This is a genomic window from Sphingopyxis sp. 113P3 (assembly GCF_001278035.1).
In the GTDB taxonomy this organism is placed as follows: domain Bacteria; phylum Pseudomonadota; class Alphaproteobacteria; order Sphingomonadales; family Sphingomonadaceae; genus Sphingopyxis.
The window spans coordinates 1750488-1776153 of sequence record NZ_CP009452.1; the positions used below are offsets into that span (position 1 = coordinate 1750488).

The window sequence follows — 25666 nt, forward strand, 5'->3', positions numbered from 1 at the left end:
GCAACAACGGGGCAAGTCCTGCGATGAATTTCGACCTCAGCGATGAACAGAAAATGCTCGGTGAGCAAGCGCGAGCGCTGCTTGCCGATATGTCACCTTACGACCGGCTGCGCACGCTGATCGATTCGGATGCCGAATGGGACGAGCCTTTGTGGCGGGCACTTGCCGACATGGGCTTTCTTGGCGCCGCGATTCCCGAAGAACATGGCGGACTTGGGCTCGGATCCCTCGACCTTGGTGTCATCATGGAAGCCTTGGGAGCCGCCAATGCCGCCGTCCCCTTCATGAGCTCGATCGTGCTTGCAGCCGAAGCGATCCGGCTCGCGGGCAGCGAAGCGCAGAGGGCCGCGTGGCTGCCGCGGCTGGCAAGCGGCGAGGTGGTTGCGACCTTTGCTTACGCCGAAGGGCCGGGACCCGTGTTCGCGACCGGCGCGACGCTCAAAGCCGGCAGGCTTTCCGGGTGCAAGTCTCCCGTGGCCGATGCCGGCATCGCCGACCTTGCGGTGGTGCTGGTCGAAGGTGGGCATTTTGCCCTGGTGGAGTTGAATCAGCCCGCGGTGAAGCGGACGAGGCTCGACAGTTTCGACCAGCTCCGCCCGCACTACCGGATCGATTTCGAGGGTGCGGCGGCAGAGCCTATGCCCGGGATCTTCATGCTCGAACGCCTTGTCGACCAAGCCGCGGTGCAAGCAGCCTTTGAAGCAGTCGGCGCTGCCGATGCCTGTCTTCGCATGGCACGCGACTATGCGATGGATCGCCAGATATTCGGTCGCCCACTCGGGGGCTTTCAGGCTATCAAGCACAAGCTCGCCGATGTTGCGGTGGCGACCGAGCTTGCGCGCTCGAACGCCTATTATGGCGGATGGGCGGCGGAATCGTCGCCGGACGATCTGCCTGCCGCCGCCGCCGCCGCGCGCTTGTCGGGAATAAGATGCTTCGAGATGGCCGCACGCGAGAACCTGCAGGTACACGGCGGCATCGGATACACGTTCGAGGCGAACTGCCATTTCTATTACCGGCGCGAGCGCATGCTTGCGGTGCATCTTGGCAATCGGGCCTTTTGGGCGGACCGCTTGCTGAACGCGGAACCAGGCAGTCAAGTGAAGGCGGCTTAAGATGGATTTCAATGACAGCCCCGAAGAGGCCGCGTTCCGCGCAGAGGCGCGCAGCTGGCTCGCGGCCAACGCGCCCGCGCACGAACTACCGGTGGGCGTTGCCATACCCGACACCGAAGAGGCGGACCGCGGCCGCGCGTGGATGCGCGCACTCTACGCCGGGGGCTGGTCCGGGTTGACCTTTCCGAAGGCGCTTGGCGGACGGGGGCTGTCCGGGATCGAAGCGGTCATATTTGCCGAAGAAGAGGGCAAGTATCATTTGCCCAAGGGCCCCTTCGTCTCGATCGGGACCGGGATGGCGCTGCCGGTGATCGCGAAACATGGCACCGACGAGCAGAAGGCCCGTTTCATCGAGCCGACGCTGAAGGGGGATATCACCTGGTGCCAGCTTTTTTCCGAACCCGCCGCAGGCTCCGACCTTGCGGGCCTGCGAACCAAGGCGGTTCGCGCCGATGACGGCAGCGGCGACTGGATCGTCAACGGCCAGAAAGTCTGGTCGAGCTGGGCGCACTTGACCGACTGGGGAATATTGGTCGTGCGGACCGATCCCACCGTGCCGAAACACAAGGGGCTCACCTTCTTTGTCGTCGATATGAAGACGCCGGGGATCGAGACCCGGCCCATTCGCCAGATATCGGGGGCAAGCGAATTCAACGAGACCTTCCTGACCGATGTCCGCATTCCCGACGCCAACCGCCTGGGCGCCGAGGGTGAGGGGTGGGCGTGCTGCATGACCGTGTTGATGGGCGAGCGGCTCGGCTCGGGCGCGCATCGCAGCGGCGTTGAGCCCTTGCTCGGCTATGCGGCTGCAACCCCCGACGGGCGCGGCGGAACGATGCTCGACCATTCTGCGATCCGCCAGCAGCTTGCTGAGGCACTCGCGGAGGAGCAGGGCGAACGTTTTTTCCAGGCGCGACTGCGCACGATGGTGTCGAAGGGCGAAAATCCCGGCGCGCTCGCCGCAATGGTCAAGCTTGCCTATGCGTCGCGCTACCAGAGAACGAACGGGCTTGCGCTCGAGCTGCGCGGCCTTGCCGGCATCGCCGCCGAAGCCGACGACACGGCGACGGGCGACGTTCAGTATGACTATATCTATTCAACGGTGATGCGGATCGCGGGCGGCGCCGACGAGGTGCTGCGCAACCAGATTGCCGAACGCGTGCTGGGCATGCCGGGTGAAATGCGCATGGACAAGGATGTGCCCTTCGAGAAGCTCAAAGGGTGAATTAGTCCCGTCCCGAAGGGAGGGGAGCACTGGAGACCGCGCGCACCGGCGACCCCCGACGAGCCCAGGCGCCGGATTGTCTCGTGACATTGCCGGAACCGGACGGTCCCGATCAGGCTGCCCGGCGCCGCGCTTCTGCGGCCTTGGCCAAGGGTTCGGCGAGGTCTTTCTTCAGGATCTTGCCGTTCGGGTTGAGCGGCATTTCGTCGACCACGACCAGGGTACGCGGCACCTTGTTGTCAGCGAGATGCGCCTTGCAGAATTCGATGATCTCGTCCGGGCTCGTGGCCTCGGTACCGGGACGCAGCGTTACCGCGGCGGCGATATCTTCGCCCAGCACCTCATGCGGCACGCCAACGACGGCCGCCTGCTGGACCGAGGGATGAAGGTGGAGCACGGTCTCGATCTCGAGCGGCGTGATATTGTAGCCGCCGCGAATGATCAGTTCCTTCGAACGCCCCGCCATGATCAGGTCGCCGTCCTCGTCGACGTAGCCAAGGTCGCCGGTCTTGGTCCAGCCGCCCTTGAAGCTGATGGCGGTGGCTTCGGGGTCTTTCCAGTAGCGACGGGCATGCTTCTGCCAGCCGTAGATTTCGCCCACGACCCCCGGTTGGGTGATGACCTCGCCATTCTCGTCACGCAGCTGCATGTGCGCCGGCAGCTTGCCAACGCAGCCTGGCTTCATCACCTGTTCGCGGGTTCGCGTGCCGACGCCGACGCCGCCCTCGGACATCCCGTAACTATTCCGGATCCGAAGGTGCGGCCAAAGCTCCGCTGCGCGCTTCACCGAATCATGCGGGAGCGGAGCGGTGCCGGTCATCAGATATTTGACCCCCGCCATGTCATAGTTCGCGACCTCGGGATGATCGAGCACGAGGCGCAGCATCGACGGAACAAGATAGACAAGGTCAGGCTGCTTTTCCCTGGCGAGCTCGAGGAAACCCTTGGGGTCGAATTTGGGTTGGGTGATCGCCGTGGCGCCGCCGCGCGCGGGGAGCATCACGATCCCGATATTGCCACCCGAGCCGGTGAGGGGCAGCGCGTTGAGCGTCGAGCGCGACCGGTCCATATTATAACCTGTGACCCCGGTCATGAGATCGGGGTGCGAGACGACGACCCCCTTGATCTTGCCGGTCGTGCCCGAGGTGCCGAGGATCTCGGCGTCGGCCATCGGGTCGAGGCTTGCCTGATCGGGAAGCGCCGAGAGGTCGCGCGGCATGGCATCGACGTGCCAGCTTCCTGCGAGGTTCAGATCCTTCACCAGCTCGGGGGCATCGGTGAGGCAGAAACGCGGTTCGCACAGCGCCGCATAATCGGCAATTTCGCGGGGATTGAGACGCGTGTTCACCGGGCAGGCAATTCCGCCGGCGCGAAACACAGCAAAGACGGCAATTGCCATCTCGACGGCGCGCGCATTGCTGATCGGCAAAAAGACGCGGTCGCCGGGGACAAGGCCTGCGGCTGCAAGTCCGCCGCCCACCTCATCGGCTTCGCGGTCCCAATCGGCAAAGCTGATCTGCCGCCTCGTATCGTCATGTGCGATCTCATTGGCCTGATGCTGGGCGCGCACCTTCAATGCATCGCTGATGCGGCGTACTTCCATTGGCGACACTATCCCCTTGCTTCGATATGAAGCATGTATTACCTAGTTATATAACTCGTGACAAGGGAGATATGCGATGGGCGAGGCGAAAAGCGACATCAAGCAGAGCGAAGAGTGGCAAAAAGCCGTCGCCTACGAGATTACGGAGGAAGATATCGAGCGGCAGCGAAAGCTGTTGGGATTCGACCAGGCGGCCAAGACCCGCGAGTATATCACCACCGCGACAGAGGATAATATCCGGAACTTTGCTCACGGCATGGGCGACGACAAGCCGCTTTACACCGACCCTGCCTATGCGAAGAAAACCCGCTGGGGGAGTGTGATCGCACCCGGCATGATGGCGGGGATCATCAACAAGCCGATGCTGGGTGATCCTGTCCCTGACGAGATCAAGGCGCTGCGCAAGAGCCTGTTTCGCGGCATTCACGTCTTTGTCTCGGGTTCGCAATGGGATTTTTACCGGCCGATTTTCCCTGGAGACACCATCTACAGCTTCAATGGCGATGAGACCTGCGAGGTCAAACAATCCGAATTTGCAGGCAAGTCGGTCATCACCGTGCGCCGCGACGTCAAGATCAACCAGCGCGGCGAGGTGGTGGCGGTCTATCGCATCCTGCGCGTGCTAACCGAGCGCAAGACCGCGGCCAAGAAGGGCAAATATGCGGCGATTCAACCGGCGACCTACACCGATGAAGAAATGCAGGCGATCGAGGACATTTACGCCAAGGAACATGTCCAGGGCGCCGAAAAGCGTTGGTTCGAAGGCGTCGAGAAGGGGGATTCGCTGGGCCTCCAGGCAAAAGGCCCGCTCACCGTTACCGATGTCATTTGCTTCCATGCCGGCGGCTATGGTTTCGTTCCCTATGCGCCTACCGCGAACCGCCTCGCCCACAAGAATCGGCAGCGCATCCCTGCCTTTTATGTGAAGAACGAATATGGCGTTCCCGATGTCGCGCAGCGGCTCCATTGGGACCCGGTATGGGCACAGGCCATCGGCAATCCGATGGCCTATGATTATGGAGTGATGCGCGAGAACTATCTGTGGCAGTATCTGAGCGACTGGGCCGGTGACGATGCGATCATCACCCATGTCCACGACGAGATCCGCAAGTTCAACTACATGGGTGACGTTCAGCGGGTGACCGGGGAGGTGCTCGCGAAGCGCGAAGAAGGCGGGCAGAGTCTTGTCGATGTCGCGGTCAAGTTCACGAACCAGCGCGATGAGGAAACGGTGCGCGCGACGGCGACCATTGCTCTTCCGAGCAAGACCCGTCCGCTCCCGCTCTATCCCGCAGTGCCTGAGGAGCTTGCCGAAAAGGCCGTTGCAATGCTCGCCCGCCACCGCGAACTCGGCGGGGATTGACGCTGCAGATTGCCAGCTATTGCGTTAACGCCTTATGCGGCATGCGTGGGAGGCACCATGAGCGAAGTTCTGATCGACGATGATGCGGGGGTTCGCACCATCACCCTCAATCGGCCCGACCGGCTCAACGCCCTAACGGGATCGATCATGGCGCCGCTCGCCGACGCCTGCGCCGACGCGGCGCGAGACCCATCGGTTGGCTGCGTCATCGTGACGGGTGCAGGAAGAGGCTTTTGTTCCGGCGGAGACCTCAAGGCGGGCGGAGCCGACAAGGCCATCGTCCCTGCAAGTCCGGAGGCGGGAAGCCGTACCGAACAGGGATTTGCGCGACTTCGTGGTTTCATGGAAACCTCGCGCCTGCTCCACGAAATGCCCAAGCCCACCATTGCGATGGTGAACGGCCCCGTCGCGGGCGCGGGTATCGGTATTGCGGGGGCCTGCGACCTGCGTTTTGCAGGACGAAGCGCGACCTTCCTCACCGCGTTTGACCGGATCGGTGCCGGAGGCGACTTTGGTTCGACCTGGTTCTGGACGAAAATCCTCGGCACCGGCGCGGCGCGCGAGCTCTTCTTCCTCGGCGAGAAGTTGAGCGCCGAAGAGGCGTTCGCCAAGGGGATATATACGCGCCTGTTCGACGATGACTTGCTGCGCGAAGAGACGATGGAGGCGGCCCGACGTCTCGCAGATGGACCCCGCATGGGGTATCGCTACATGAAGCTCAACCTCAACAATGCCGAAGACTGGGCATTTGAAGCTGCGCTCGATGCCGAAGCGCTCAACATGGGCCTCGCGACGAGCGCGACCGCCATGATCTGGCGAGAAAAGAAGAAGCAAGAAGAGCAAGATGGGTGAATTTGCGCATGTCCGCATCGATCGTCACGACGACGGCGTTGCAGCGGTCGTCGTTGACCGCGCCGATATCGGCAACGCGTCATCGCCCGATATGCTGGGTGAAATACGCGACGCCTTTGCCGCGTTATCGACCGAGCGCGACGTCCGCGCGATTATCTTCGCGGCTGAAGGCAAGCATTTCTCGGTCGGCGCCGATTTCGCCTTTCTGAAAAAGCTGACCGCGATGGCGGCGAGCGAGATCAAGGATACGGTCTACGCCAATTTTCAGGGCGCTGCGCGGGCCATTTATCGGTGCCCGAAGCCCACGCTCGCGCTCGTTCAGGGGGCTGCGGTCACGGTGGGCTGCGAGTTGGCGCTCGCCTGCGACTTTCGCATCGCGGCCGACAATGCGATGTTTCAGGAAAGCTGGATCAAGCTTGGCATCATGCCGCCACTTGGCGGCACCTTCCTGCTGCCGCGCATCGTCGGGCTTGGCCGCGCGATGGAAATGTGTCTGCGCGCCAAGCAGGTATACGCCGAGGAGGCGCTCAGCATCGGCCTCGTGAGCGAAGTGGTTGCGAAGCAGGATCTGGCCGCCCGAGGCATGGAATTCGCCCGCGAGCTTTCGGCGTCGGCCCCGCTTGGCTATGCGACGGTCAAGCAATCGATCCAGCGCGCGCTCGAAAGCAGCATGGAAGCGGAGTGGCAGGCGAACCTGCCCAATCAGGCGCTGCTGCTCGGTAGCATGGATCATCGCGAGGGACTGGCGGCGGTGACCGAAAAGCGCACGCCGCTCTTCCGCGGCGAATAACTCAGCGGGGGCGGCTCGGCCCGACGAACACCGTTTGCGTGCCTTTCGCGTAGACCCCCTCGGCATCAGCAAACAGGCTTTGCGCCACCGCATGCCCATTTCCCGCGCCCTCGGTATGCGCATCGATCAGGAACCACTCGCCGCGCGGCATGCGGAAGAACTGAACCGAGATATCGAGATTGGCATAGCTCCACTGATGCGCATAGGTTGCGCTCCCCACCCCATTTCCAAAGTCGGCGAACAGGCAGGCCTTGACGAACGGCGAGGCGGGGATGCCGGCGACGACTTCACCATTCATGCTCAGCCACGTGACTCCGCGTCCCGGTTCGCGCACGCGGCCCATGATCGGGCGGGTCCGGATCGCGCCTGCCATGCTTGCGCCGACGAGGAAATTATCCTCCGCGACGTCCTCGGGCGCTGGATGCGGCTGCGGCGGAGCGAGTGCCGGGGTTTCGAGGTGGCGCGCGAGGAGGATATGTGCTTGCGCGACGAGACGTCCTCCTGCCAGCAATTCGACCCTGTGAAGCTGCGCTTGGCGCCCCTGCCGGACGGGGGTGACACTTGCCTTGAGCGGCTGCCGGGGGACGATGCCGAGGATGTCGATCGTCAGACGGCAAATCTCGAAAGCGGGATCAAGGACAGCGCTCTCGACCGCATGACCGATCAGGGCGGCGATCGGGCCGCCTGCAACAGCATCGGCGAACCAGGGGTTGCGGGCGAGACCCGAAGGAAGAAAGAGGTTCCCTTCGGTCGTGAAATAATGCGGTGCAGCGCCGGTATCCTTGATCATGTATCGCCTCTAGGCGGTAAACTCATAAACTGAGTTGCGCGAGGCGGCAGTGATTGATTCAAGGCTCGGGAAAGGAGTCTTGGAGATGCGTCGCCGTTTTGAGCTGACAGATTTCGAATGGTCTGTGATCGAGCCGCTGCTTCCGAACAAGCCGCGGGGCGTGCCACGTGTGGATGATCGCCGGGTGATCAACGGGATATTGTGGCGGTTCCGCACAGGCAGCCCCTGGGCGGATATTCCGGAACGCTATGGTCCACACACCACCTGCTACAATCGCTTCGTGCGCTGGCGCAAAGCCGGTGTGTGGGATCGGCTGCTGACGGCAGTTTCCCATGCCTTCGACGGCGAGTTGGTGATGATCGACAGTTCCTCCATCCGGGTCCACCAGCACGGTGCGACCTTAAAAAGGGGGACCCAAATCGCTGCATGGGACGTTCCCGCGGCGGTTTGACGACCAAGATCCACGCACTGGTTGATGGACGAGGCCTGCCGATCCAGCTGCACTTGTCCGAAGGACAGGCGAGCGATTGCAAACAAGCTGATCCGCTGCTCGGCGCCGTGCCGGAAGGCAGCACCTTCCTCGCCGACAAGGCCTATGACAGCGACGCCATCCGCGCGCGGATCACAGCACAAGGCGGCTTCGCCAACATTCCCGCCAAGCGCAATCGCAGGCAGGGCTTTGTGTTCAGCACCTTCCTCTACCGATATCGCAACCTGATCGAACGCTTCTTCGGAAAACTCAAACACGCCAGAGGCTTGGCCACCCGATACGACAAGCGAGCCGACAACTTCCTCGCCGCCATCAAGCTCTTCTCAGCACGCCTCTGGATCAACGCTTATGAGTCCACGGCCTAGCACTACTTTGGCAGATTATTCGGATCGGTCGCTGTAACCAGTTTATTGCAGTGAGGGCAGATCGTCGGTGGCGGTCTTGCGAAGAGGTTGATTATCGCCTGCCTGACGGCAGGCATGGTCGGTTGCGGCGGCGGTCCCGAGTTTCTTTTTTTTCCGCCCCGCTGCGCTTAGACGGCGGGACTGAAGAAAGGCATAGGCGATCATCGTCATCAGCGCGTGTCGGTGTAGTCCGGTCCATGATCGGCCCTCAAAGTGGTCGAGACCGAGTTCCTCCTTCAGCTGCTGATGCGCCTGCTCGCAGATCCACCGCGCCTTGATGGCACCGGCGAGCGCCTTGATCGGCGTGTCGGCTGGCAAGTTCGAGAGATAGTATTTTTGCTCTCCGCTTTCGCGCCGTTCCCCCACCAGCCAGACTTCCTCCTCGCTGGGCATGGCCTGGACCCGCCCGTCACTCATGCGGTGCCTGTGGCCATCGGCCACCCGGACGCGGCATGCCGCAAATTTACAGGTCAGCTTGCCTTTGGTCCCGCGTCGCCAGCTGATTTTCTTCCATTTTTCTTCTCCCAGCATCTTTTCGGCAGAAACGGCGGTGCGGTCGGGGACGTGATATTTGCGGCGCCTGCCTGTTGCTGCCTCGGGAAAGATCAGCCCGGTGTCTGCCGGATAGACATTCTGACGCCGTGACATGCCCACCGCCCACCGCAAACCACGCTCGCTCAGAGCCTGGCGGAAGGGGCCGCTCGCCCCGTAGCCGGCGTCGGCTAGAACGCAGCCGAACCGAGTGCCCGAGGCAATGACCCGATCGATCTCCTCGATAGCGATCTCCGGCTTTGTGCGAGCGACTTGTCGCTCCTGGGGGACACGGGCGCGCTCCATGCGGGGGGCGTCGTCCGTCCAGCTTTCAGGCAAAAAGAGCCGCAGGCCCACCATCACCGGAACCTCCCCGGACGCTAGCGTCACCGAAACGAGGGATTGGCAGTTCGAGGTCTTGCCAAGGGAGGAGGCGTATTGCGCAGCCACGCCGACCGAATGACGGCCCTTCTTCGGCAAGGCAGTATCGTCAATGACCAGATATCCCGCTTCGTCTCCAACCAGACGATCGGCTTCCTTCAGAAGAACAGCCTCGAGCGGCGCACTATCCCACACCCCGTCCGCGACGAAATGATGCAGTTGGTCGTAGCCAAACTCACCATCACGAGCCGCCATCGGCTGCACGCTCTTGCGGTCACCGGGGCCGATCAATCCCGCGATATAGGCCGGGCACACACGCTTCCGCGCCTTGTGCCGCAACGCCGACAAAAATGGCGTCAGCCAAACCTCAAGATCATTGCGCCAATCCTCTGACATCGCCAGCCTCCATAAAAGCTGGCTCCCCATGAATCAGGGAAATCTCCTTTTGGGAATCCCAAAAATCACATTTCTGCCAAAGTAGTGCTAGGCCGTGGACTCATAAGCGTTGATCCAGAGGCGTGCTGAGAAGAGCTTGATGGCGGCGAGGAAGTTGTCGGCTCGCTTGTCGTATCGGGTGGCCAAGCCTCTGGCGTGTTTGAGTTTTCCGAAGAAGCGTTCGATCAGGTTGCGATATCGGTAGAGGAAGGTGCTGAACACAAAGCCCTGCCTGCGATTGCGCTTGGCGGGAATGTTGGCGAAGCCGCCTTGTGCTGTGATCCGCGCGCGGATGGCGTCGCTGTCATAGGCCTTGTCGGCGAGGAAGGTGCTGCCTTCCGGCACGGCGCCGAGCAGCGGATCAGCTTGTTTGCAATCGCTCGCCTGTCCTTCGGACAAGTGCAGCTGGATCGGCAGGCCTCGTCCATCAACCAGTGCGTGGATCTTGGTCGTCAAACCGCCGCGGGAACGTCCCATGCAGCGATTTGGGTCCCCCTTTTTAAGGTCGCACCGTGCTGGTGGACCCGGATGGAGGAACTGTCGATCATCACCAACTCGCCGTCGAAGGCATGGGAAACTGCCGTCAGCAGCCGATCCCACACACCGGCTTTGCGCCAGCGCACGAAGCGATTGTAGCAGGTGGTGTGTGGACCATAGCGTTCCGGAATATCCGCCCAGGGGCTGCCTGTGCGGAACCGCCACAATATCCCGTTGATCACCCGGCGATCATCCACACGTGGCACGCCCCGCGGCTTGTTCGGAAGCAGCGGCTCGATCACAGACCATTCGAAATCTGTCAGCTCAAAACGGCGACGCATCTCCAAGACTCCTTTCCCGAGCCTTGAATCAATCACTGCCGCCTCGCGCAACTCAGTTTATGAGTTTACCGCCTAAAACCACCTTGGCCGGGACCCTTACTAATGCGGGCTTGTGCTCGGCATTCTTTCTTCCCATAACCCGGCCGTCAAAAATTTGGGGCGGTCGCATCAGGGGAGAGAGCGAGCCGGCAACAATAAGTCGGACGTTCGACTGCTATCTATGCGTTCGCCCTTCTCATTGGGGAAGGAACAGACACGCATGAATCCGGTTTTGATCGCGATAGCGTGCGGCCTTTTGGCTGTGCTCTATGGGTTCATTACCTCGCGGCAGGTGCTTGGCGCCTCGGCGGGGAATGAGAAGATGCAGCAAATCGCCGCGGCGATTCAGGAGGGCGCGCAGGCCTATCTGAAGCGCCAATATACCACCATCGCCATCGTGGGCGTCGTCGTCGCCGTCATCATCCTCGCGACGCTCGGCGGCGTCTCCGCGACGGGCTTTGTCATCGGTGCGATCCTCTCCGGCGTCGCCGGATTCATCGGCATGAACATCTCCGTGCGTTCGAACGTGCGCACCGCTGCAGCCGCGCAAAAGGGGCTGCAGTCGGGCCTGACGCTGGCCTTTCGCGCCGGCGCGATCACCGGCATGCTGGTCGCGGGGCTCGCTTTGCTTGCCATCTCGGTCTTCTACTGGTTTTTGACCACCCAGATGGGCAAGGGTGTCGGCGGCGAAGACCGCACCGTCGTCGACGGGCTCGTCGCGCTTGCTTTTGGCGCTTCGTTGATCTCGATCTTCGCGCGTCTTGGCGGCGGGATCTTCACCAAGGCCGCGGATGTCGGTGCCGACCTCGTCGGCAAGGTCGAGGCGGGCATTCCTGAGGATGATCCGCGCAATCCCGCGGTGATCGCCGACAATGTCGGTGACAATGTCGGCGACTGCGCGGGCATGGCGGCCGACCTTTTCGAAACCTATGTCGTCACCGTCGGCGCCACGATGGTTCTCACCGCGCTGCTGCTGAAGGGCGCCGGCGACCTTTTGGGTGGGCTGATGGCGCTGCCGCTCCTGATCGGCGGCGTCTGCATCGTCACCTCGATCATCGGTACTTATTTCGTGCGCCTCGGCAGCTCGAACAATGTCATGGGCGCGATGTACAAGGGCTTCCTGGTTTCGGCGGTCCTGTCGATCGCGGGGATCTGGTTCGCAACCAGCTACGCGCTTGGCAGCATGGAAGCCGTGATCCCGGGCACCGATTATACGGGCCGCTCGCTCTTCTATTGCTCGCTCCTCGGACTCGTCATCACCGGGCTGATCATCTGGATCACCGAATATTATACCGGCACGGGCTTCCGCCCGGTTCGCTCGATCGCCAAGGCGTCGGAAACGGGCCACGGCACCAATGTGATCCAGGGTCTTGCGATCAGCCTTGAAGCGACGGCGCTGCCGACGCTCGTCATCGTTGCGGGCATCATCATCGCCTATCAGCTCGCCGGGCTCATCGGCATCGCTTACGGCGCAACCGCAATGCTCGCGCTTGCCGGCATGGTTGTTGCGCTCGACGCTTATGGCCCGGTCACCGACAATGCGGGCGGCATCGCCGAAATGGCGGGGCTCGACGATTCGGTCCGCGAGAAAACCGACCTGCTCGACGCGGTCGGCAACACGACGAAGGCGGTCACCAAGGGTTATGCGATCGGCTCGGCGGGTCTTGCCGCGCTGGTGCTCTTTGCGGCCTATACGACCGACCTTCGGGAATTCTTCCCGAACCTGTCGGTCGATTTCAGCCTTGAAAATCCGTACGTCATCGTCGGCCTGCTGCTCGGCGCCTTGCTGCCCTATCTCTTCGGTGCGATGGGCATGACCGCGGTGGGCCGCGCGGCGGGCGACGTGGTGAAGGACGTGCGCGAGCAGTTCGCGAACGACCCTGGCATCATGGCGGGGACCTCCAAGCCCGACTATGCGCGCACGGTCGACCTCGTCACCAAGGCAGCGATCAAGGAGATGATCATCCCCTCGCTGCTGCCCGTGCTGGCCCCGATCGTCGTCTATTATGTGATCAGCTGGGTCGCGGGCGACCAGGCAGCGGGTTTTGCCGCGCTTGGTGCGCTGCTCCTCGGCGTGATCGTTGGCGGCCTCTTCGTTGCCATCTCGATGACCGCGGGCGGCGGTGCGTGGGATAATGCCAAGAAATATATCGAGGACGGCAACCACGGCGGGAAGGGCAGCGAAGCTCACAAGGCCGCGGTGACGGGCGATACCGTGGGCGATCCCTACAAGGACACTGCGGGACCGGCGGTGAACCCGATGATCAAGATCACCAACATCGTCGCGCTGCTCTTGCTCGCGGCGCTGGCGGGCCATGCGGCCGGCTGACGCTTGGCTTCAAGGTGAAGAAGAAGCCCCGCCGGAGCGATCCGGCGGGGCTTTTGCTGGGCTGGGGGCGAGGGACGAGGGAGCGGTCGCTCACATCCTCAAGGAAGTGCCTCAGGACGCCGCTCTCGCGCCCATCTGCTGCGCATAGCCTGCCTGCACCAACGCGTTCATCCGGTCGAACAGCGCATCGGGATCGCCACGGCGCAGTCCGGGAACCTCGGCCTCGGCGCCCTCGGCGACGACGATCTCGCGCTTGCCGGCCTCCACCGCTTCCAGAATCCGCTCTGCAGCGGTTTCGGGCGCCAGGCCATTGTCGATCGCCTTGTCGCTTGTGCCGCGAACGCTGCCGTCGGCGTTGAGCGCGTTGCGGCTGACGTTGGTTGCCACCGATCCCGGGGCGACGACGAGGACTTTGAGGCCGAGATGCTCGTTTTCGGCGCGCACCGCGTCATGATAGCCGATGAGCCCGTGCTTCGCCGCCGAATAGGCGCTGCGCAGCGGAACGCCGGCAATCCCTGCGACGCTCGATATGGCGACGATCTGCCCGCCGCCAGCCGCGAGCATGCGCGGCAGAAGCTGCTGCGTGAGCGCGATCGGCGCGAGAAGATCGACATCGATGATTTTCTGGTAGACCGCAAAATCGGTGTCGACCGCGAGGCTGCGCTGCGAGATGCCCGCGTTGTTGACGAGGCCGTCGATGCGGCCGCACCAGTTCCAGGCTTCCTCGACCATGCGGGGGAGGGCGGCATAGTCGGTGGCCTCGAAGGGAAGGATCATCGTACCGGGGCCGATGTCCTTCGCCGCTGCCTCGAGCGCTGCGACGTTGCGCCCCGAGAGGATCAGCTTTGCACCTCGCGCGGCGAGCCCGCGCGCGAGCGCCGCTCCGATCCCTGACGAGGCACCCGTTACCCACCAGACTTGATCCTTCATGACATCATCCCCATCTAATTTTCCGTAGCAAGGTGAAACGGACCGGAATCCTCGTCAAGCCGCTGATTCCGCGGATTTCCCCGCGGGGTGGCAATTTTGTTGCGACTCTGCTATAATAAATGTCAACGCGTCGAACTTTTCCCCCGCTTCGCCGTTCGCGGCGGGCATCGTCCGGCGTTCCGATGGAGCCATATCCCTTGCCACTTTAACGGGCTAGCGCCGACCCAGTTGCTCGATCCCCCTCTCATGCGAGGGCCGGATGCACCGGAGTTTTGACGCTCATCCCGCGGCAAGATCAATGAAAGGAACTTGCATGTCCGCAAATACCCTCCTCTTCGAAGTCGGGGACTATGTTGTTTATCCCAAGCATGGCGTGGGGCGCGTCATCGAACTGCAGAAGTCGGAGATCGCCGGCATGCAGCTTGAACTTTATGTCCTGCGCTTTGAGAAAGAAAAAATGACTCTGCGTGTCCCGACCAACAAGGCGGAAGGCGTGGGGATGCGCAAGCTGTCGTCGGACAAGACGCTGAAGGAAGCGCTGCAGGTGCTCACCACCAAACCGAAGGTGAAGCGCACCATGTGGTCGCGCCGCGCGCAGGAATATGAAGCGAAGATCAACTCGGGTGACCTTGTGTCGATTGCCGAGGTGACCCGCGACCTGTTCCGCGCCGACGACCAGCCCGAGCAGAGCTATTCGGAACGTCAGATCTTCGAAGCGGCATCGAGCCGCCTCGCGCGCGAACTCGCCGCGATGGAGGAAAGCGACGAAAAGACCGCGCAGGCGAAGATCCTCCAGATCCTCAACGAGCATGCGCCGCTTTATTACACCGAAAAAGCCTAAGCGCCTCGTAAGGCTATAAGAAAAGGGCGGTCCGAGAGGACCGCCCTTTTCCGTAGGTGGTTCCGCGCTCAGGCGCTCGTCCGGAAATCTGAGCGCTGCCCGGACGGCGTCCGACCACCATCTACTCGCGCCTCTCATTTGCTCGTCCTCGACTAAACTGAGCCCAGCAAATCTCGCGGCGCTTGCTGGCCGTCTTGTCGCGTGTCCGCCACGCCGCGCGCCGGGAGCTTGTCATGCATGCCGACCATGCCAAATTCCGTTTGGCTCTGTTCAAAAAGCCTGATGAGATGAGGCGGGCTAAATAAGACGATCAGCCACCTGCTGTTTCGTCGGTTCGGCAGCCACCGGTACGGCCGTGCGGGCAGTGTCGTTGTCCATCTCTCTGAGCATCGCGGTGATCACGCGAAAGATATTGGCCGGAATGCTGATAGCTTCCGCTGCACCCCCTTGCCCGCCCTGCGCCCGCACGAAGCTCACCGTCTGGTTTCACGAGCTGACTTGCAGCATTGCCGGCGACCTCGATTTCCTCGGTGCTTGGCTGATGCAGGTCCTCCAGGTTTACAGACAGTCCCGCCTCTGAGCCCTTGACAAATTATCTAACTAATCATATATGAAACATTAATTAGGATTACGTTTCAAATATGGTTTAAAGATATGAGTTCCCCGAAGTCTAAAGCTGCGCTCGAGAGACTTGGCCGCGACATTCGTGGTGCGCGCCTGAGGCGAAGGATTACGGTCGCGGATCTGGCGGTGCGCGCAGGGACGTCGCCGAGTTCTATCGCACGCCTCGAGAAGGGTGATGCCGGCGTGGCCGTCGGCACGCTTGCCGATATTCTCGTCGTTCTGGGCCTGGTGGAGCGGCTGGCTGATCTGATTGATATCCGTAAAGATGATCTGGGATTGGCATTGGCCGATGAACACTTGCCGCGTCGCGGCCGGTCCTTTGCGACCAAACTGCGGAGACAGAAGCTCACTGCGAAGTTCGGGCAGGGTGAGACGGATATCGTGGATCCGGACGGCGTGGCCTTCTGATGGCCGATTTTACTGCCCATGTGGTTCTGGGCGAAAGCCGGGCACCGGTCGGTCTGTTGCGTTTCACGCAGAACGGCCCGCGTCAGTACTCCACCTTCGCCTATGATCGAGCGTGGATCGAGAGCCCGCGTGCTTTTGCCGTTCAGCCGGATTTTCCTCTTGAGGGAGGACCGTTCCATACGTCTGGACAGCCCGGAAACATGCGTGATGCGCTCCCGGGTGCCATCGCTGATGCCGCTCCGGATACATGGGGTCGCAGACTTCTCGAGCGCGCATATGGAAGTGGTCTTTCCGAGTTCGAGTATCTGACGCTATCCGACGATAGTTGCCGGCAAGGTGCGCTGCGGTTTCTTGATAACGAGGGGCAGCTCATTCGGGGTGAGGCGGCAGACGCGCTGCCGCGTCTCGTCGACCTGAACGCGATCACAGCCCTCGCGCGCGCCTATGAGCAGGGCAAAGAGATTGCTGCTGAAGATCTGCAGTTTCTCGCCGGCGCAGGTGGATCTGGTGGCGCGCGTCCCAAAGCAAATGTGAAGGATGGGGACATACTTTGGCTGGCGAAATTCACGTCAGTTCATGATCAGCAACCGATTGAACGGGTCGAGGTAGCCACGCTTCGTCTGGCACAGGCCTGCGGGATCCGCACACCAGCCGCGCGGCTGGAACTTGCCGATACTCCCTTTCCTGTCGCGCTCATCCGGCGGTTCGATCGGCGCGGGGCCACTCGCATTCCGTATATCTCGGCCCGTACTGCCTTGGGCAAGACCGGGGCAGCGCTTGGATCTTACACTGAAATCGTCGATTTCATACGGACGTACTCCGACGACCCACGGGGAGAATTCCGGGAGCTCTTCCTTCGATTGGTCTTTACGATCCTTGTGTCGAACAAGGACGACCATCTGAAAAATCACGGCTTCATTTACGTGGGATCAGGTCGGTGGCGCTTATCCCCGATCTTCGATGTGAATCCAGCGCCAGACCGCAATCCGCATCTTGAAACGGCGATTATGGAGGGCGGCGCACATGACCGATCGATTCGGCTTGCCCTCGAAGCTTGCGATTTCTTCGAAATCACCGAGCAGGATGCGCGACGGATTATTCGCGAGGCAGCGAGCCGTGTTTCCCAAGGTTGGCGTGAAGCGTTGCGATCCACGGGCGTCTTGGGAAGTCAGGCGCGAGAGTATGAGGGGGCGTTCCTCAATGATCAGACAGAAATTGCGCTTTCTCTTTAGCTATCAAATATGATCATTAAACGCGTTAAAGTCTCCATATTCGACGAATAATTTAACGTATGGGTGCACGTCGATTGTGCCGACAATTGCTGGCCATCAGATTCCTTTTCGATGAACGCGCGGTAGGGCGGCAGATCTCACCATGCATATCGAACAAGTGCCGGCAATGTGGGGAGCAGGCGCGTGGGTTTCTGCGGGTCGGCCGCGCCGTCAATGGCGCTACGGATATCTCGCTTCAACGAAAAAGAGCCCGTCGGGCGGCGCATTCAGCCCGAGCGCGCCGCGGTCTGCGGCGTCGAGCGCCGCCTTGAGGTCGCGTGCCGCCCATTTTCCTTCGCCGACCATCACGAGGCAGCCGACCATCGAGCGCACCTGATGGTGAAGGAAGCTGCGTGCTGCGGTTTCGACGATGATCTCATCGCCGTGGCGGCTGACGCGGATCCGGTCGAGGGTCTTGACCGGGCTTGCCGCCTGACAGTGCACCGAGCGGAAGGTCGTGAAATCGTGCCGCCCGACGAGCAGCTGCGCAGCGCCGTGCATCGCGTCGGCATCGAGCGGCTTTGCAACCTGCCACGATAGCCCCTTGTCCCAGGTCAGCGGTGCCCGGCGGTTGACGATGCGATATTCATAGGAGCGTCCGATGCACGAAAAGCGCGCATGCCAGTCATCGGCCACTGTCTCGCATGCGAGCACCGCGACCGGGGCGGGGCGAAGCTGCGCATTCAAGGCCTCCATCAGCCGGAAGGGCGTGAGAGGCTTTTCGATATCGACATGCGCGCGCATCGCGATCGCGTGGACGCCGGCATCGGTGCGTCCTGCGCCATGCACGGCGGCTTCCTCGCCGGTGATCCGCGTCACCGCTTCCTCGATCGCCTGCTGTACGCTCGGCCCGTGCGACTGGCGCTGCCAGCCCATGAAAGGGCGGCCGTCGAATTCGATGGTGAGGGCGAAGCGGGTCAAGCGAGCCGTGTCCCTTTGGGGACCGCGCGCCCGCGAAGGAGTTCTGCTGCGTCCATCGCCGGTTTGCCAGCCCGCTGCACGCGCACCGCGCGGATCGCGCCAGGATTGCACGCGACCGTCAGCGCGTCGTCGAGGGTCACGCCCGGCGCCGCGCCGGCGACGGTCTCGGCCGGATGGACCACTTCGGCTGCGAGTAGCTTGTAGCGTTCACCCTCGAGTTCGAAAAACGCGCCAGGGACGGGGTTGAAAGCGCGGATCTGACGTTCGACCTGCACAGCGCTGGTCAGAAAATCGAGTCGCGCCTCGCTCTTGTCGATCTTCGCGGCATAGGTTGCCCCGTCACGGGGCTGCGCTTCGGGCGCGAAGGCGTGTAGGTCGCTCAGCACCTTCACCATCAGTTCGGCGCCCATCGCTGCCAGTTCGTCGGTGAGTTCGCCCGCGGTCTTGTGATCGACCGGCGTGCGCCCGATCAGCCGCATCGCGCCGGTGTCGAGGCCGGCGTCCATCTGCATGATCGTCACGCCCGTCTCGGCGTCCCCTGCGAGAATCGCGCGTTGCACCGGCGCCGCGCCGCGCCAGCGCGGGAGGATCGATCCATGAACGTTGAGGCACCCCGCGCGCGGCGCATCGAGGACCGCCTGCGGAAGAATGAGCCCATAGGCTGCGACCACCGCGACATCGAGATCGAGCGCGGCGAAGTCCGCCTGCTCCTCGGCGCTTTTCAAGCTCTTCGGGGTGCGCACCGAGAGACCATTGGCCTCGGCCCACTGGTGCACCGCGCTTTGCTGCAGCTTCTTGCCGCGCTGCGCCGGACGCGGCGGCTGCGTGTAGACGGCCGCAATCTCGTGCCCCGCCGCGTGGAGTGCAGCAAGCGTCGGCACCGCAAAGGGCGGCGTTCCCATGAAGGCGATGCGCATTGTCATTTCCAGCGCGCCGCTTAAGACCATCCGTCATGGCATCGCAAGAGATTGAAGCTCTCGTCCAGCAACTTGCCCGTCTTCCGGGCCTTGGCCCGCGCTCGGCGCGGCGCGCCGTGTTGCACCTGATGAAGAAGCGCGAAACCGCCTTCGCGCCGCTTCTCGCTGCTCTTGAGACTGTGTCGGAAAGGCTCGTTACCTGCGCGATATGCGGGAATGTCGACACGCAGGACCCGTGCGCAATCTGCGCTGATCCGCGCCGCGACCCGCGCAGTCTCTGCGTCGTTGAGGAGGTGTCGGACCTTTGGGCGCTCGACAAGTCGCGGCTCTTCCCCGGCAAATATCATGTGCTGGGGGGGCGGCTGTCGGCGCTCGAGGGCGTGCGGCCTCAGGATCTCAGCATCGACGCGCTCGTAAGCCGCGTCGCTGCGGGTGGCATCGACGAAGTGGTGCTCGCAATGAACGCGACGCTCGAGGGGCAGACGACCGCGCATTATCTCGCCGAGCGGCTCGAGAGCTATCCGGTTCGCCTGACCCAGCTCGCACATGGCCTCCCGGTCGGCGGCGAACTCGACTATCTCGACGAGGGAACGCTGGCGCAGGCGCTCAGGGCCAGGCGCCCGGTGGGCTAAATGCGGATCGCAAGGTACGCGTGCGTAATGTCTCGCGCGGGGCTTGATCGCGCAGGCAAATTTGCCTTTCCCCCCAAATCTGCCGGCACCGAGAGTGCGACAAAGGCGAGGAAAGCGCGCAAGTGAGCTCAAAAGAGGGCCCCTTGACCCCGCGCCCCTGCGATCATACCTGACCCTCATGGCCCTATTACCGATCATAGAGACCCCGGACCCCCGGCTGCGCGTCATCTCGAAGCCCGTGGAGACGTTTGACGCCGAGTTGAAGCAGCTCGTCGCCGACATGTTCGAGACGATGTACGATGCGCCCGGAATCGGGCTAGCCGCGATTCAGGTCGGGGTGGCAAAGCGCATCCTCGTGATCGACCTTCAGGAAACCGATCCGGAGGATGAAGAGGGCAAGCGCGTGATCCGCAATCCGCGCGTCTTCATCAATCCTGTCTTCTCCGATTTTTCAGAAGAGCATAGCGTCTATCAGGAAGGCTGTCTGTCGGTCCCCGAGCAATATGCCGAGGTAACGCGCCCTGCTGAAGTCACGGTCGACTGGCAGGACGCGGACGGCAATCATCACCGCGAACGCATGACCGGCCTCATGGCAACGTGCATCCAGCACGAACATGATCATCTGGAAGGCATTCTCTTCATCGATCATCTCTCGCGTCTGAAGCGCCAAATGGTGCTGAAGAAGCTCGCCAAAATGCGCAAGGCGGCCTGACCGGCGTTGTCGGCGAAGCCTCCGCTGCTCACCATCCCTGACAGAAGAATAGCCGCCCCAGCTTTCGCTGGGGCGACGCGTCGCGCTTAGTCCGCCTTCTTTGCGACGCCGACCATCGCGGGGCGCAGCAGGCGGTCCTTCATCATGTATCCCGCCTGCATCTCCTGCACGATCGTGCCGGGCTCCTTGTCGCTTGGAATCTCGAGCATCGCCTGATGCTGGTTTGGGTCGAGCGGCAGGCCGATCGCTGCAATGCGGGTAATTCCGTGGCGTTCGAAAACGCTCATCAGCTCGCGTTCGGTCGCTTCGAGACCTGCCACAAAGGGCTTGAACTTCTCGTCCTCGCGCTGCTCGTCCCCGATCGCGGAGAGCGCACGGCCGAGATTGTCCGCGACCGACAGGATGTCGCGCGCAAATTTGGTCGCGGCATAGGCATGCGCGTCGGCGATTTCCTTGTCCTTGCGCCGGGTCACATTCTGCGTCTCGGCGCGCGCATAGAGAAGTTCCTGCTGCAGCGATGCGATCTGTTCAGCAAGCTTTGCCGCCTCGTCCTGCGGCTCGGCTTCGCCCGCAGGGGCATCGGTCGCAGCGGCTTCGGCAGTTTCAGCGTCAAGGGGCGTTCCGTCTTCGACGGGCGTCTCGTTTTCGGTGTTTGTCATAAACCTATCGTATCAGTCTGGAGAGCGATTGTGCGGTGAAATCCACCATGGGTACGATGCGCGCGTAGTTCAAGCGCGTCGGGCCGATAACCCCGACGACGCCGACGACGCGCCCATCCGATCCGCGATAGGGCGCGGCGATAACCGACGAGCCCGAGAGCGAAAAGAGCTTATTCTCCGACCCGATGAAGATACGGGTCGCACTGCCATCGCGCGCGCTGTCGAGAAGCTGCGCAATGTCCTGCTTGGTCTCGAGCTCGTCGAGGAGTTGCCGTACCCGGTCGAGGTCGCCGACCGCATTTTCGTCGAGCAGGTTGGCCTGCCCGCGCACGATCAGCACCGGACGGTCGGCGCCGTCCGACGACCAGACCGCGAGCCCGCGCGACACGAGATCGGCGGCGGCGCGGTCGACCGCGATGCGCTCGGCCTCGATCTCGCGCCGCACGCACGCCTGCGCTTCGGCGAGTGTCATTCCCGAAAGCATCGCCGAGATATAATTGCCCGCCTCGACCAGCGCCGAGGGCTGAAGTCCGGCCGGGATGTCGATGACCCGGTTCTCGACCGTGCCGTCGCCCGCAACGAGGACGACAAGCGCCTGGTTCGCCGACATCGGCACGAAGGCGACCTGCTTCAGCACCCGCTCATGCTTGGGTACGAGGACGAGCCCGGCGCAGGCCGAGAGCCCGGAAAGTGCGGCGGTCGCCTGGGCGAGCGCGCTTTCGATCGGGCCGGCGTCGGCGAGACTCGCCTCGATCTGCGCCCGGTCCTCTGCGCTCGGTTCGGCGACCTGCATCATCCCGTCGACAAAGAGCCGCAGTCCCTGCTCGGTGGGGAGCCGTCCGGCGCTCGTGTGGGGGCTGGCGAGTAGGCCGAGTTCTTCGAGATCCTGCATCACATTGCGGATCGAGGCCGGCGAGAGATTGAGCGCTGCAAGCTTGGAGAGCGTGCGCGATCCGACCGGCTGTCCGGTCTCGAGATAGGCATCGACGACCAGCCGGAACACGTCGCGCGCGCGCGTGGTGAGTTCGGTGATGGGCGGCGTTGTCATGCTCACGATGTAGGCATGGCACGGGGCGGGGGCAAGCGCCCCCTTCTGCCTCAACGCCCGTGTCAGAGGAGAGCGGTAAGTTCGAGCGCCTCGAGAAGGGCAGCCCGCGCCTTGCGCACATCTGCAACAAGCGCGGCCGATGCGAGATCGCCCGGCGCAATCGCCTCGGGCCAATGGGTTGCAACCACGGCTGCGACCCGGTCGAGCTTCGCTTCATCGGCGAGAAAGCGCGGGTCGACGCTCGCGGGATCGGCCACGACGCGCAGCCTGAGGCAGGCAGGGCCGCCGCCGTTCGCCATCGACTGGCGGACGTCGACCGGGAAAAGCTGGCGGATCGGGCCGTTCCCAGCGACCATGGTCTCAAGCCAGCTCCATACCGCGGGCGTTTCCTTCGCCTCGGTCGGCAACACGAGGCCCATGCCCCCGCTTTCGGGGAGACTCACAAGCTGGGCGTTGAAGAGATAGGATTTGACCGCGTCTGCAAGGCTCACCGCGGCGGTCGGTACCTCGACAATTTCGACCTCGGGAAAGGCAGCCCGGATCTCGGCGTGCGCCGCTTCGCGGTCGTGAAACGCGCTCTGGTGGGTGAAGAGCACATGCTCGTTCGCTACCGCGACGACGTCGTTGTGAAAGGCCCCGCCCTGGATCGCAACGTCCGACTGGCGGAGGAACAGCGTGCGCGCAGGATCGAGGCGGTGGCGGCGCGCGATCGCTTTTGAGGCATCGAGATGCTGGCGTGCCGGGAAACGCCCGCCGCCGACGCCATAGACGAAAATCTCGAGCCCCGGCGCGCCGTGCCCCCTGCAAAGCCGCATGTGGTTTGCCGCACCCTCGTCGCCGAAGGGGGCAGGGATGGGACCGTGTACGGCAAAGGCGGGGTCGGCAAAGGCGATGCGGAGCTGGGCGAGCGTGCCTTGCCACTCGTGGCTACGGTGCGGCATGGTGACGAGATTGGCGACGGTGAGATGACATTTGCCGTCGCCGCTATCGGGCGCGGGCGAGACGGTCGCGGCATTGGCGGCCCACATCGAGGAGGCCGACCAGGCTTGCGCTCTGAGATGCGGTTCGGCGTCGTCGAGGCTCGTTTCGAGCGTCTTGAGCCAGGCGATGTCGGGGCGATCGAGCGGCACCAGAAAGGCCTGCGGCAACCCGAGCGCGAGATTGTGGCGCATTTTCTCGATGCCCTGCAGCGCCGCGGCGCGTGGCTGCGAGATGTCGCCGGCGTGGCTCGCCGACGCGATATTGCCGCGGCTGAGCCCTGCATAATTGTGCGTCGGGCCGATGATGCCATCGAAGTTGATTTCGGTGAGCATCTAGCGTCCGATCCAGCTGATCGCGTCGCCCGCGCCAACGCCGAGCAAACGGGCGCTGTCGGCATCGATCGTGCCATCGGCGCCGACCTTTCCGAAACAGCAGCGGAAGTCTGCGAGCCGCCCGGTCGCGATCAGAGCGTCCTCGCCCGCTTCGCCGATCCCCGTGACCTCGATATGTTTCGCATCGCGCACGCTCATTACCTGATCGGTGCGCGCGGTCATCGTGGGGCCGCCATCGAAGATGTCGACATAATTTTCAAAGGCGAATCCCTCATTCTCGAGCATCCGCATTGCAGCGCGCCCGCTCGGGTGGGGTACGCCGATGACCGCGCGCGCGCTTTCGGGGAGCATCGCGATATAGACGGGGTGCTTGGGCATGAGGTCGGCGATGAACTGGTTCCCGTGCACCGCGTTGAACTGGTCGGCCTCCTGAAAGCTCATCCCGAAGAACTTGCCCGCGACGCCGTCCCAGAAGGGCGATCCGCCGGCTTCGTCGATCACCCCGCGCAGCTCGGCAAGGATGCGGTCGCCAAAGCGCGCGCGGTGGCGGGCAATGAAGAGATAGCGCGAACGCGCGAGGAGCAGCCCGAGCCCGCCAGCGCGTGCCGCGGGGTGAAGGAAGAGCCCGCCGACCTCGCTTGAGCCGTTAAGGTCGTTGCTGAGCATCAGGATCTGCGCGTGAAAGGTGCGGCCGAGCTGCTCGCTATGCTTGCTGTCGGTGCCGATACGGTAGGAATAGAAGGGCCAGCGTTGGCCCACCTGCCCGAAAATCTGACAGGTGCCGCGCACGTCCCCCGTTACGCGGTCTTCAAGGACGAGCAGGTAAAGCTCGTCAGAGGGATATTCCCTGTCCGAGGCAAAGCTTGCCTCGGCGCGCTCGAGCTTGGCGCGAAGCGCCTTCTTGTCGGGAGGAAGGTTGGTGAAGCCTCCGCCTGTCAGCTTCGCCATCTCGTAGATGCTCTGCAAATCGCCCGGCCTGGCCGCCCGGATCACATGGTTCACACGGTCCCCCGTTCTGCTAGTCTCATCATGACGAGCGCCGACAGCTGTGCCCGCTCGGCGAGGCTGCCGGTGATCAGAAATTCATCCGCGCTGTGAATGGCGCCGCCGCGTGGACCCATTGTGTCGACGACCGGGATGCCGCAGGCCGCGATATTGTTGCCGTCGCACACGCCGCCGGTCGCTTTCCACGCGATGTCGATGCCGAGCGCCCCGCCGCATTCGCGAACGAGTTGAAAGAGTCGCGTCGCAGCGGGGTCGAGCGGCTTGGGCGGGCGGTTGAAGCCGCCGTAAAGATGGCAGTGAACGTCATGGTCGCGTTCGATGCCGGCAACATTGCTGCGCAGCGCGGCCTCGGCGGCGGCCATGGCTTCAGGGCTCTCAGGGCGAAGATTGACGCGCAGGATAGCCTGGTCGGGGACGACATTATTGGGGCCGCCCCCGTCGATCTTCGCCGGGTTGACCTTGAGCTTCGCAGATTTGAGCGCATCGAGGCGTAGCGCGAGGTCGGCAGCGGCGACGAGGGCATTGCGCCCCTCGTCAGGGTTGCGGCCCGCATGGGCGGAGCGGCCGTGGATGAGAATGCTGAAGTTTCCGCTGCCTGGCCGCGCCCCTGCAAGCGTGCCGTCGGGAAGCGCGGGTTCGAAGGTCAGCGCGGCGGTCTTGCCCGCGGCGAGCTCGGCGATGAGCGGAGCCGAGGCGTGGCTGCCCGTTTCTTCATCGCTGTTGATCATCACGTCATAGCCGACGCGGCCGCTGAGCGGAGAGGTCTCAAGCGCCGAAAGCGCCGCGAGGATGACCGCGATGCCGCCCTTCATGTCCGCGGTGCCCGGTCCGTTGAGAATCCCCTCTTCAAGCCAGCGGAGCGACTGGAAGGGATGGTCCGCGGCAAACACCGTGTCCATATGCCCGGTAAAAAGCAGCTGCACGGGAGCATCAGGGCGCACGCGCACGTGGAGATGCTCGCCCCGCTCGATCGCTTGCACCGTGCCTTTAGCGTCGACGCTTTCCACTGGCGCCGGCGGGACGAGCCGCACCTCGCCCGGGAGCGCGGCAAAGGCGTCAGCGAGGAGCCCCGCAACCGTCTTCAGCCCTGAAAGGTTGCCGGTGCCGCTGTTGACTGCTGCCCAGCGCTCGACCTGCGCCAGCATCGGCGCGTCGGCGGCGCGCTCCAGCGTCGCGGTCTCGGTGGCGGTGGGGCTGATCATCGCACGGCTATAGCGGGG

At 63.1% G+C, this 25666-nt stretch carries 25 protein-coding genes; 12 read left to right on the top strand and 13 right to left on the bottom strand.

From position 1 onward, the window contains the following. Positions 1–23: 23 nt before the first annotated feature. Both LH20_RS08420 and LH20_RS08425 read left to right on the top strand, forming a co-directional pair. Entirely contained in the window at positions 24–1115 is a 1092-nt protein-coding gene (locus tag LH20_RS08420; RefSeq protein WP_053553822.1) for an acyl-CoA dehydrogenase family protein, read from the top strand. 1 nt (position 1116) lies between these two features. Beyond that, positions 1117–2340, top strand: coding sequence for an acyl-CoA dehydrogenase family protein (locus LH20_RS08425; RefSeq protein ID WP_053553823.1), 1224 nt, complete (start codon positions 1117–1119; stop codon positions 2338–2340). Between the two features lie 112 nt (positions 2341–2452). Here LH20_RS08425 and LH20_RS08430 read toward each other — a convergent pair whose 3' ends face one another. Continuing rightward, complete coding sequence (locus LH20_RS08430; protein ID WP_053553824.1) at positions 2453–3943, bottom strand: class I adenylate-forming enzyme family protein; 1491 nt, start codon at positions 3941–3943, stop codon at positions 2453–2455. 76 nt (positions 3944–4019) lie between these two features. Here LH20_RS08430 and LH20_RS08435 point away from each other — a divergent pair, with 76 nt between their 5' ends. Genes LH20_RS08435 through LH20_RS08445 form a run of 3 tightly spaced genes read left to right on the top strand, consistent with a single transcriptional unit; the run spans position 4020 to position 6948 of the window. Continuing rightward, positions 4020–5306, top strand: a complete 1287-nt coding sequence (locus LH20_RS08435) for an FAS1-like dehydratase domain-containing protein (RefSeq protein WP_053553825.1) — start codon at positions 4020–4022, stop codon at positions 5304–5306. Between the two features lie 57 nt (positions 5307–5363). Then, positions 5364–6158, top strand: coding sequence for an enoyl-CoA hydratase-related protein (locus tag LH20_RS08440; RefSeq protein WP_053553826.1), 795 nt, complete (start codon positions 5364–5366; stop codon positions 6156–6158). Further along, complete coding sequence (locus LH20_RS08445; RefSeq protein ID WP_053553827.1) at positions 6151–6948, top strand: enoyl-CoA hydratase/isomerase family protein; 798 nt, start codon at positions 6151–6153, stop codon at positions 6946–6948. Before LH20_RS08440 ends, LH20_RS08445 begins: the two co-directional genes overlap by 8 nt. 1 nt (position 6949) lies before the next feature. Here the strand turns inward: LH20_RS08445 and LH20_RS08450 are convergent, their stop codons facing one another. Beyond that, positions 6950–7738, bottom strand: a complete 789-nt coding sequence (locus tag LH20_RS08450; RefSeq protein ID WP_053553828.1) for a thioesterase family protein — start codon at positions 7736–7738, stop codon at positions 6950–6952. An 85-nt stretch (positions 7739–7823) separates the two neighbouring features. Here LH20_RS08450 and LH20_RS22865 point away from each other — a divergent pair. Beyond that, positions 7824–8593 (top strand): IS5 family transposase gene (locus LH20_RS22865; protein WP_144423492.1). Its coding sequence is split into 2 segments (ribosomal slippage): positions 7824–8139 and positions 8139–8593, totalling 771 coding nucleotides; the frame shifts between segments, so codons are not numbered across the junction. A 42-nt stretch (positions 8594–8635) separates the two neighbouring features. Here the strand turns inward: LH20_RS22865 and LH20_RS08465 are convergent. Beyond that, on the bottom strand, positions 8636–9940 hold the full coding sequence (locus LH20_RS08465) for an IS701 family transposase (protein WP_053552719.1): 1305 nt from the start codon (positions 9938–9940) through the stop codon (positions 8636–8638). A gap of 87 nt (positions 9941–10027) precedes the next feature. After that, positions 10028–10797 (bottom strand): IS5 family transposase gene (locus LH20_RS22870; RefSeq protein ID WP_144423492.1). Its coding sequence is split into 2 segments (ribosomal slippage): positions 10028–10482 and positions 10482–10797, totalling 771 coding nucleotides; the frame shifts between segments, so codons are not numbered across the junction. Positions 10798–11056: 259 nt separating this feature from the next. Between LH20_RS22870 and LH20_RS08480 the strand changes: the two genes are divergently transcribed. Next, positions 11057–13165, top strand: a complete 2109-nt coding sequence (locus tag LH20_RS08480) for a sodium-translocating pyrophosphatase (protein ID WP_053553829.1) — start codon at positions 11057–11059, stop codon at positions 13163–13165. Between the two features lie 111 nt (positions 13166–13276). On the opposite strand, the gene LH20_RS08485 is transcribed toward LH20_RS08480, so the two are convergent. Further along, a complete protein-coding gene (locus tag LH20_RS08485) occupies positions 13277–14095 on the bottom strand; it encodes an SDR family NAD(P)-dependent oxidoreductase (protein WP_053553830.1) in 819 nt (272 codons plus the stop codon). 313 nt (positions 14096–14408) lie between these two features. Between LH20_RS08485 and LH20_RS08490 the strand changes: the two genes are divergently transcribed. Further along, on the top strand, positions 14409–14936 hold the full coding sequence (locus LH20_RS08490) for a CarD family transcriptional regulator (RefSeq protein WP_053553831.1): 528 nt from the start codon (positions 14409–14411) through the stop codon (positions 14934–14936). Between the two features lie 297 nt (positions 14937–15233). Here the strand turns inward: LH20_RS08490 and LH20_RS08495 are convergent, their stop codons facing one another. Next, positions 15234–15413: a hypothetical protein gene (locus tag LH20_RS08495; RefSeq protein ID WP_053553832.1), complete on the bottom strand. Its 180-nt coding sequence runs from the start codon at positions 15411–15413 to the stop codon at positions 15234–15236. A gap of 177 nt (positions 15414–15590) precedes the next feature. Between LH20_RS08495 and LH20_RS08500 the strand changes: the two genes are divergently transcribed. Both LH20_RS08500 and LH20_RS08505 read left to right on the top strand, forming a co-directional pair. After that, positions 15591–15968 (top strand): helix-turn-helix domain-containing protein, encoded by a 378-nt coding sequence (locus LH20_RS08500; RefSeq protein ID WP_053553833.1) that lies wholly within the window; start codon positions 15591–15593, stop codon positions 15966–15968. Continuing rightward, entirely contained in the window at positions 15968–17200 is a 1233-nt protein-coding gene (locus tag LH20_RS08505; RefSeq protein ID WP_053553834.1) for a type II toxin-antitoxin system HipA family toxin, read from the top strand. Before LH20_RS08500 ends, LH20_RS08505 begins: the two co-directional genes overlap by 1 nt. 219 nt (positions 17201–17419) lie before the next feature. On the opposite strand, the gene truA is transcribed toward LH20_RS08505, so the two are convergent. Next, positions 17420–18160 carry a tRNA pseudouridine(38-40) synthase TruA gene (truA, locus tag LH20_RS08510; protein WP_053553835.1) on the bottom strand — a complete coding sequence of 247 codons (741 nt, stop codon included), beginning with the start codon at positions 18158–18160 and terminating at the stop codon, positions 17420–17422. Next, on the bottom strand, positions 18157–19077 hold the full coding sequence (gene fmt, locus LH20_RS08515) for a methionyl-tRNA formyltransferase (protein WP_053553836.1): 921 nt from the start codon (positions 19075–19077) through the stop codon (positions 18157–18159). The genes truA and fmt overlap by 4 nt, the downstream gene beginning before the upstream one ends. Positions 19078–19112: 35 nt before the next feature. Here fmt and recR point away from each other — a divergent pair, with 35 nt between their 5' ends. Both recR and def read left to right on the top strand, forming a co-directional pair. Then, positions 19113–19709 (top strand): recombination mediator RecR, encoded by a 597-nt coding sequence (gene recR / locus LH20_RS08520; RefSeq protein WP_053553837.1) that lies wholly within the window; start codon positions 19113–19115, stop codon positions 19707–19709. 178 nt (positions 19710–19887) lie between these two features. Further along, positions 19888–20421, top strand: a complete 534-nt coding sequence (def, locus tag LH20_RS08525; protein ID WP_053553838.1) for a peptide deformylase — start codon at positions 19888–19890, stop codon at positions 20419–20421. An 86-nt stretch (positions 20422–20507) separates the two neighbouring features. On the opposite strand, the gene grpE is transcribed toward def, so the two are convergent. The 5 genes from grpE to LH20_RS08550 all read right to left on the bottom strand — a co-directional run bounded on the left by grpE (position 20508) and on the right by LH20_RS08550 (position 25648). Continuing rightward, entirely contained in the window at positions 20508–21080 is a 573-nt protein-coding gene (gene grpE, locus LH20_RS08530; RefSeq protein WP_053553839.1) for a nucleotide exchange factor GrpE, read from the bottom strand. A 4-nt stretch (positions 21081–21084) separates the two neighbouring features. Beyond that, entirely contained in the window at positions 21085–22128 is a 1044-nt protein-coding gene (gene hrcA / locus LH20_RS08535) for a heat-inducible transcriptional repressor HrcA (RefSeq protein WP_053556176.1), read from the bottom strand. Between the two features lie 62 nt (positions 22129–22190). After that, the gene (locus LH20_RS08540) at positions 22191–23441 is read right to left on the bottom strand and encodes an N-succinylarginine dihydrolase (protein ID WP_053553840.1); all 1251 of its coding nucleotides are present in this window, start codon (positions 23439–23441) and stop codon (positions 22191–22193) included. Further along, the gene (locus tag LH20_RS08545) at positions 23442–24443 is read right to left on the bottom strand and encodes an arginine N-succinyltransferase (protein ID WP_053553841.1); all 1002 of its coding nucleotides are present in this window, start codon (positions 24441–24443) and stop codon (positions 23442–23444) included. It abuts the gene before it with no gap. Beyond that, on the bottom strand, positions 24440–25648 hold the full coding sequence (locus LH20_RS08550; RefSeq protein WP_053553842.1) for a hydrolase: 1209 nt from the start codon (positions 25646–25648) through the stop codon (positions 24440–24442). Before LH20_RS08550 ends, LH20_RS08545 begins: the two co-directional genes overlap by 4 nt. Between the last annotated feature and the right edge of the window lie 18 nt (positions 25649–25666).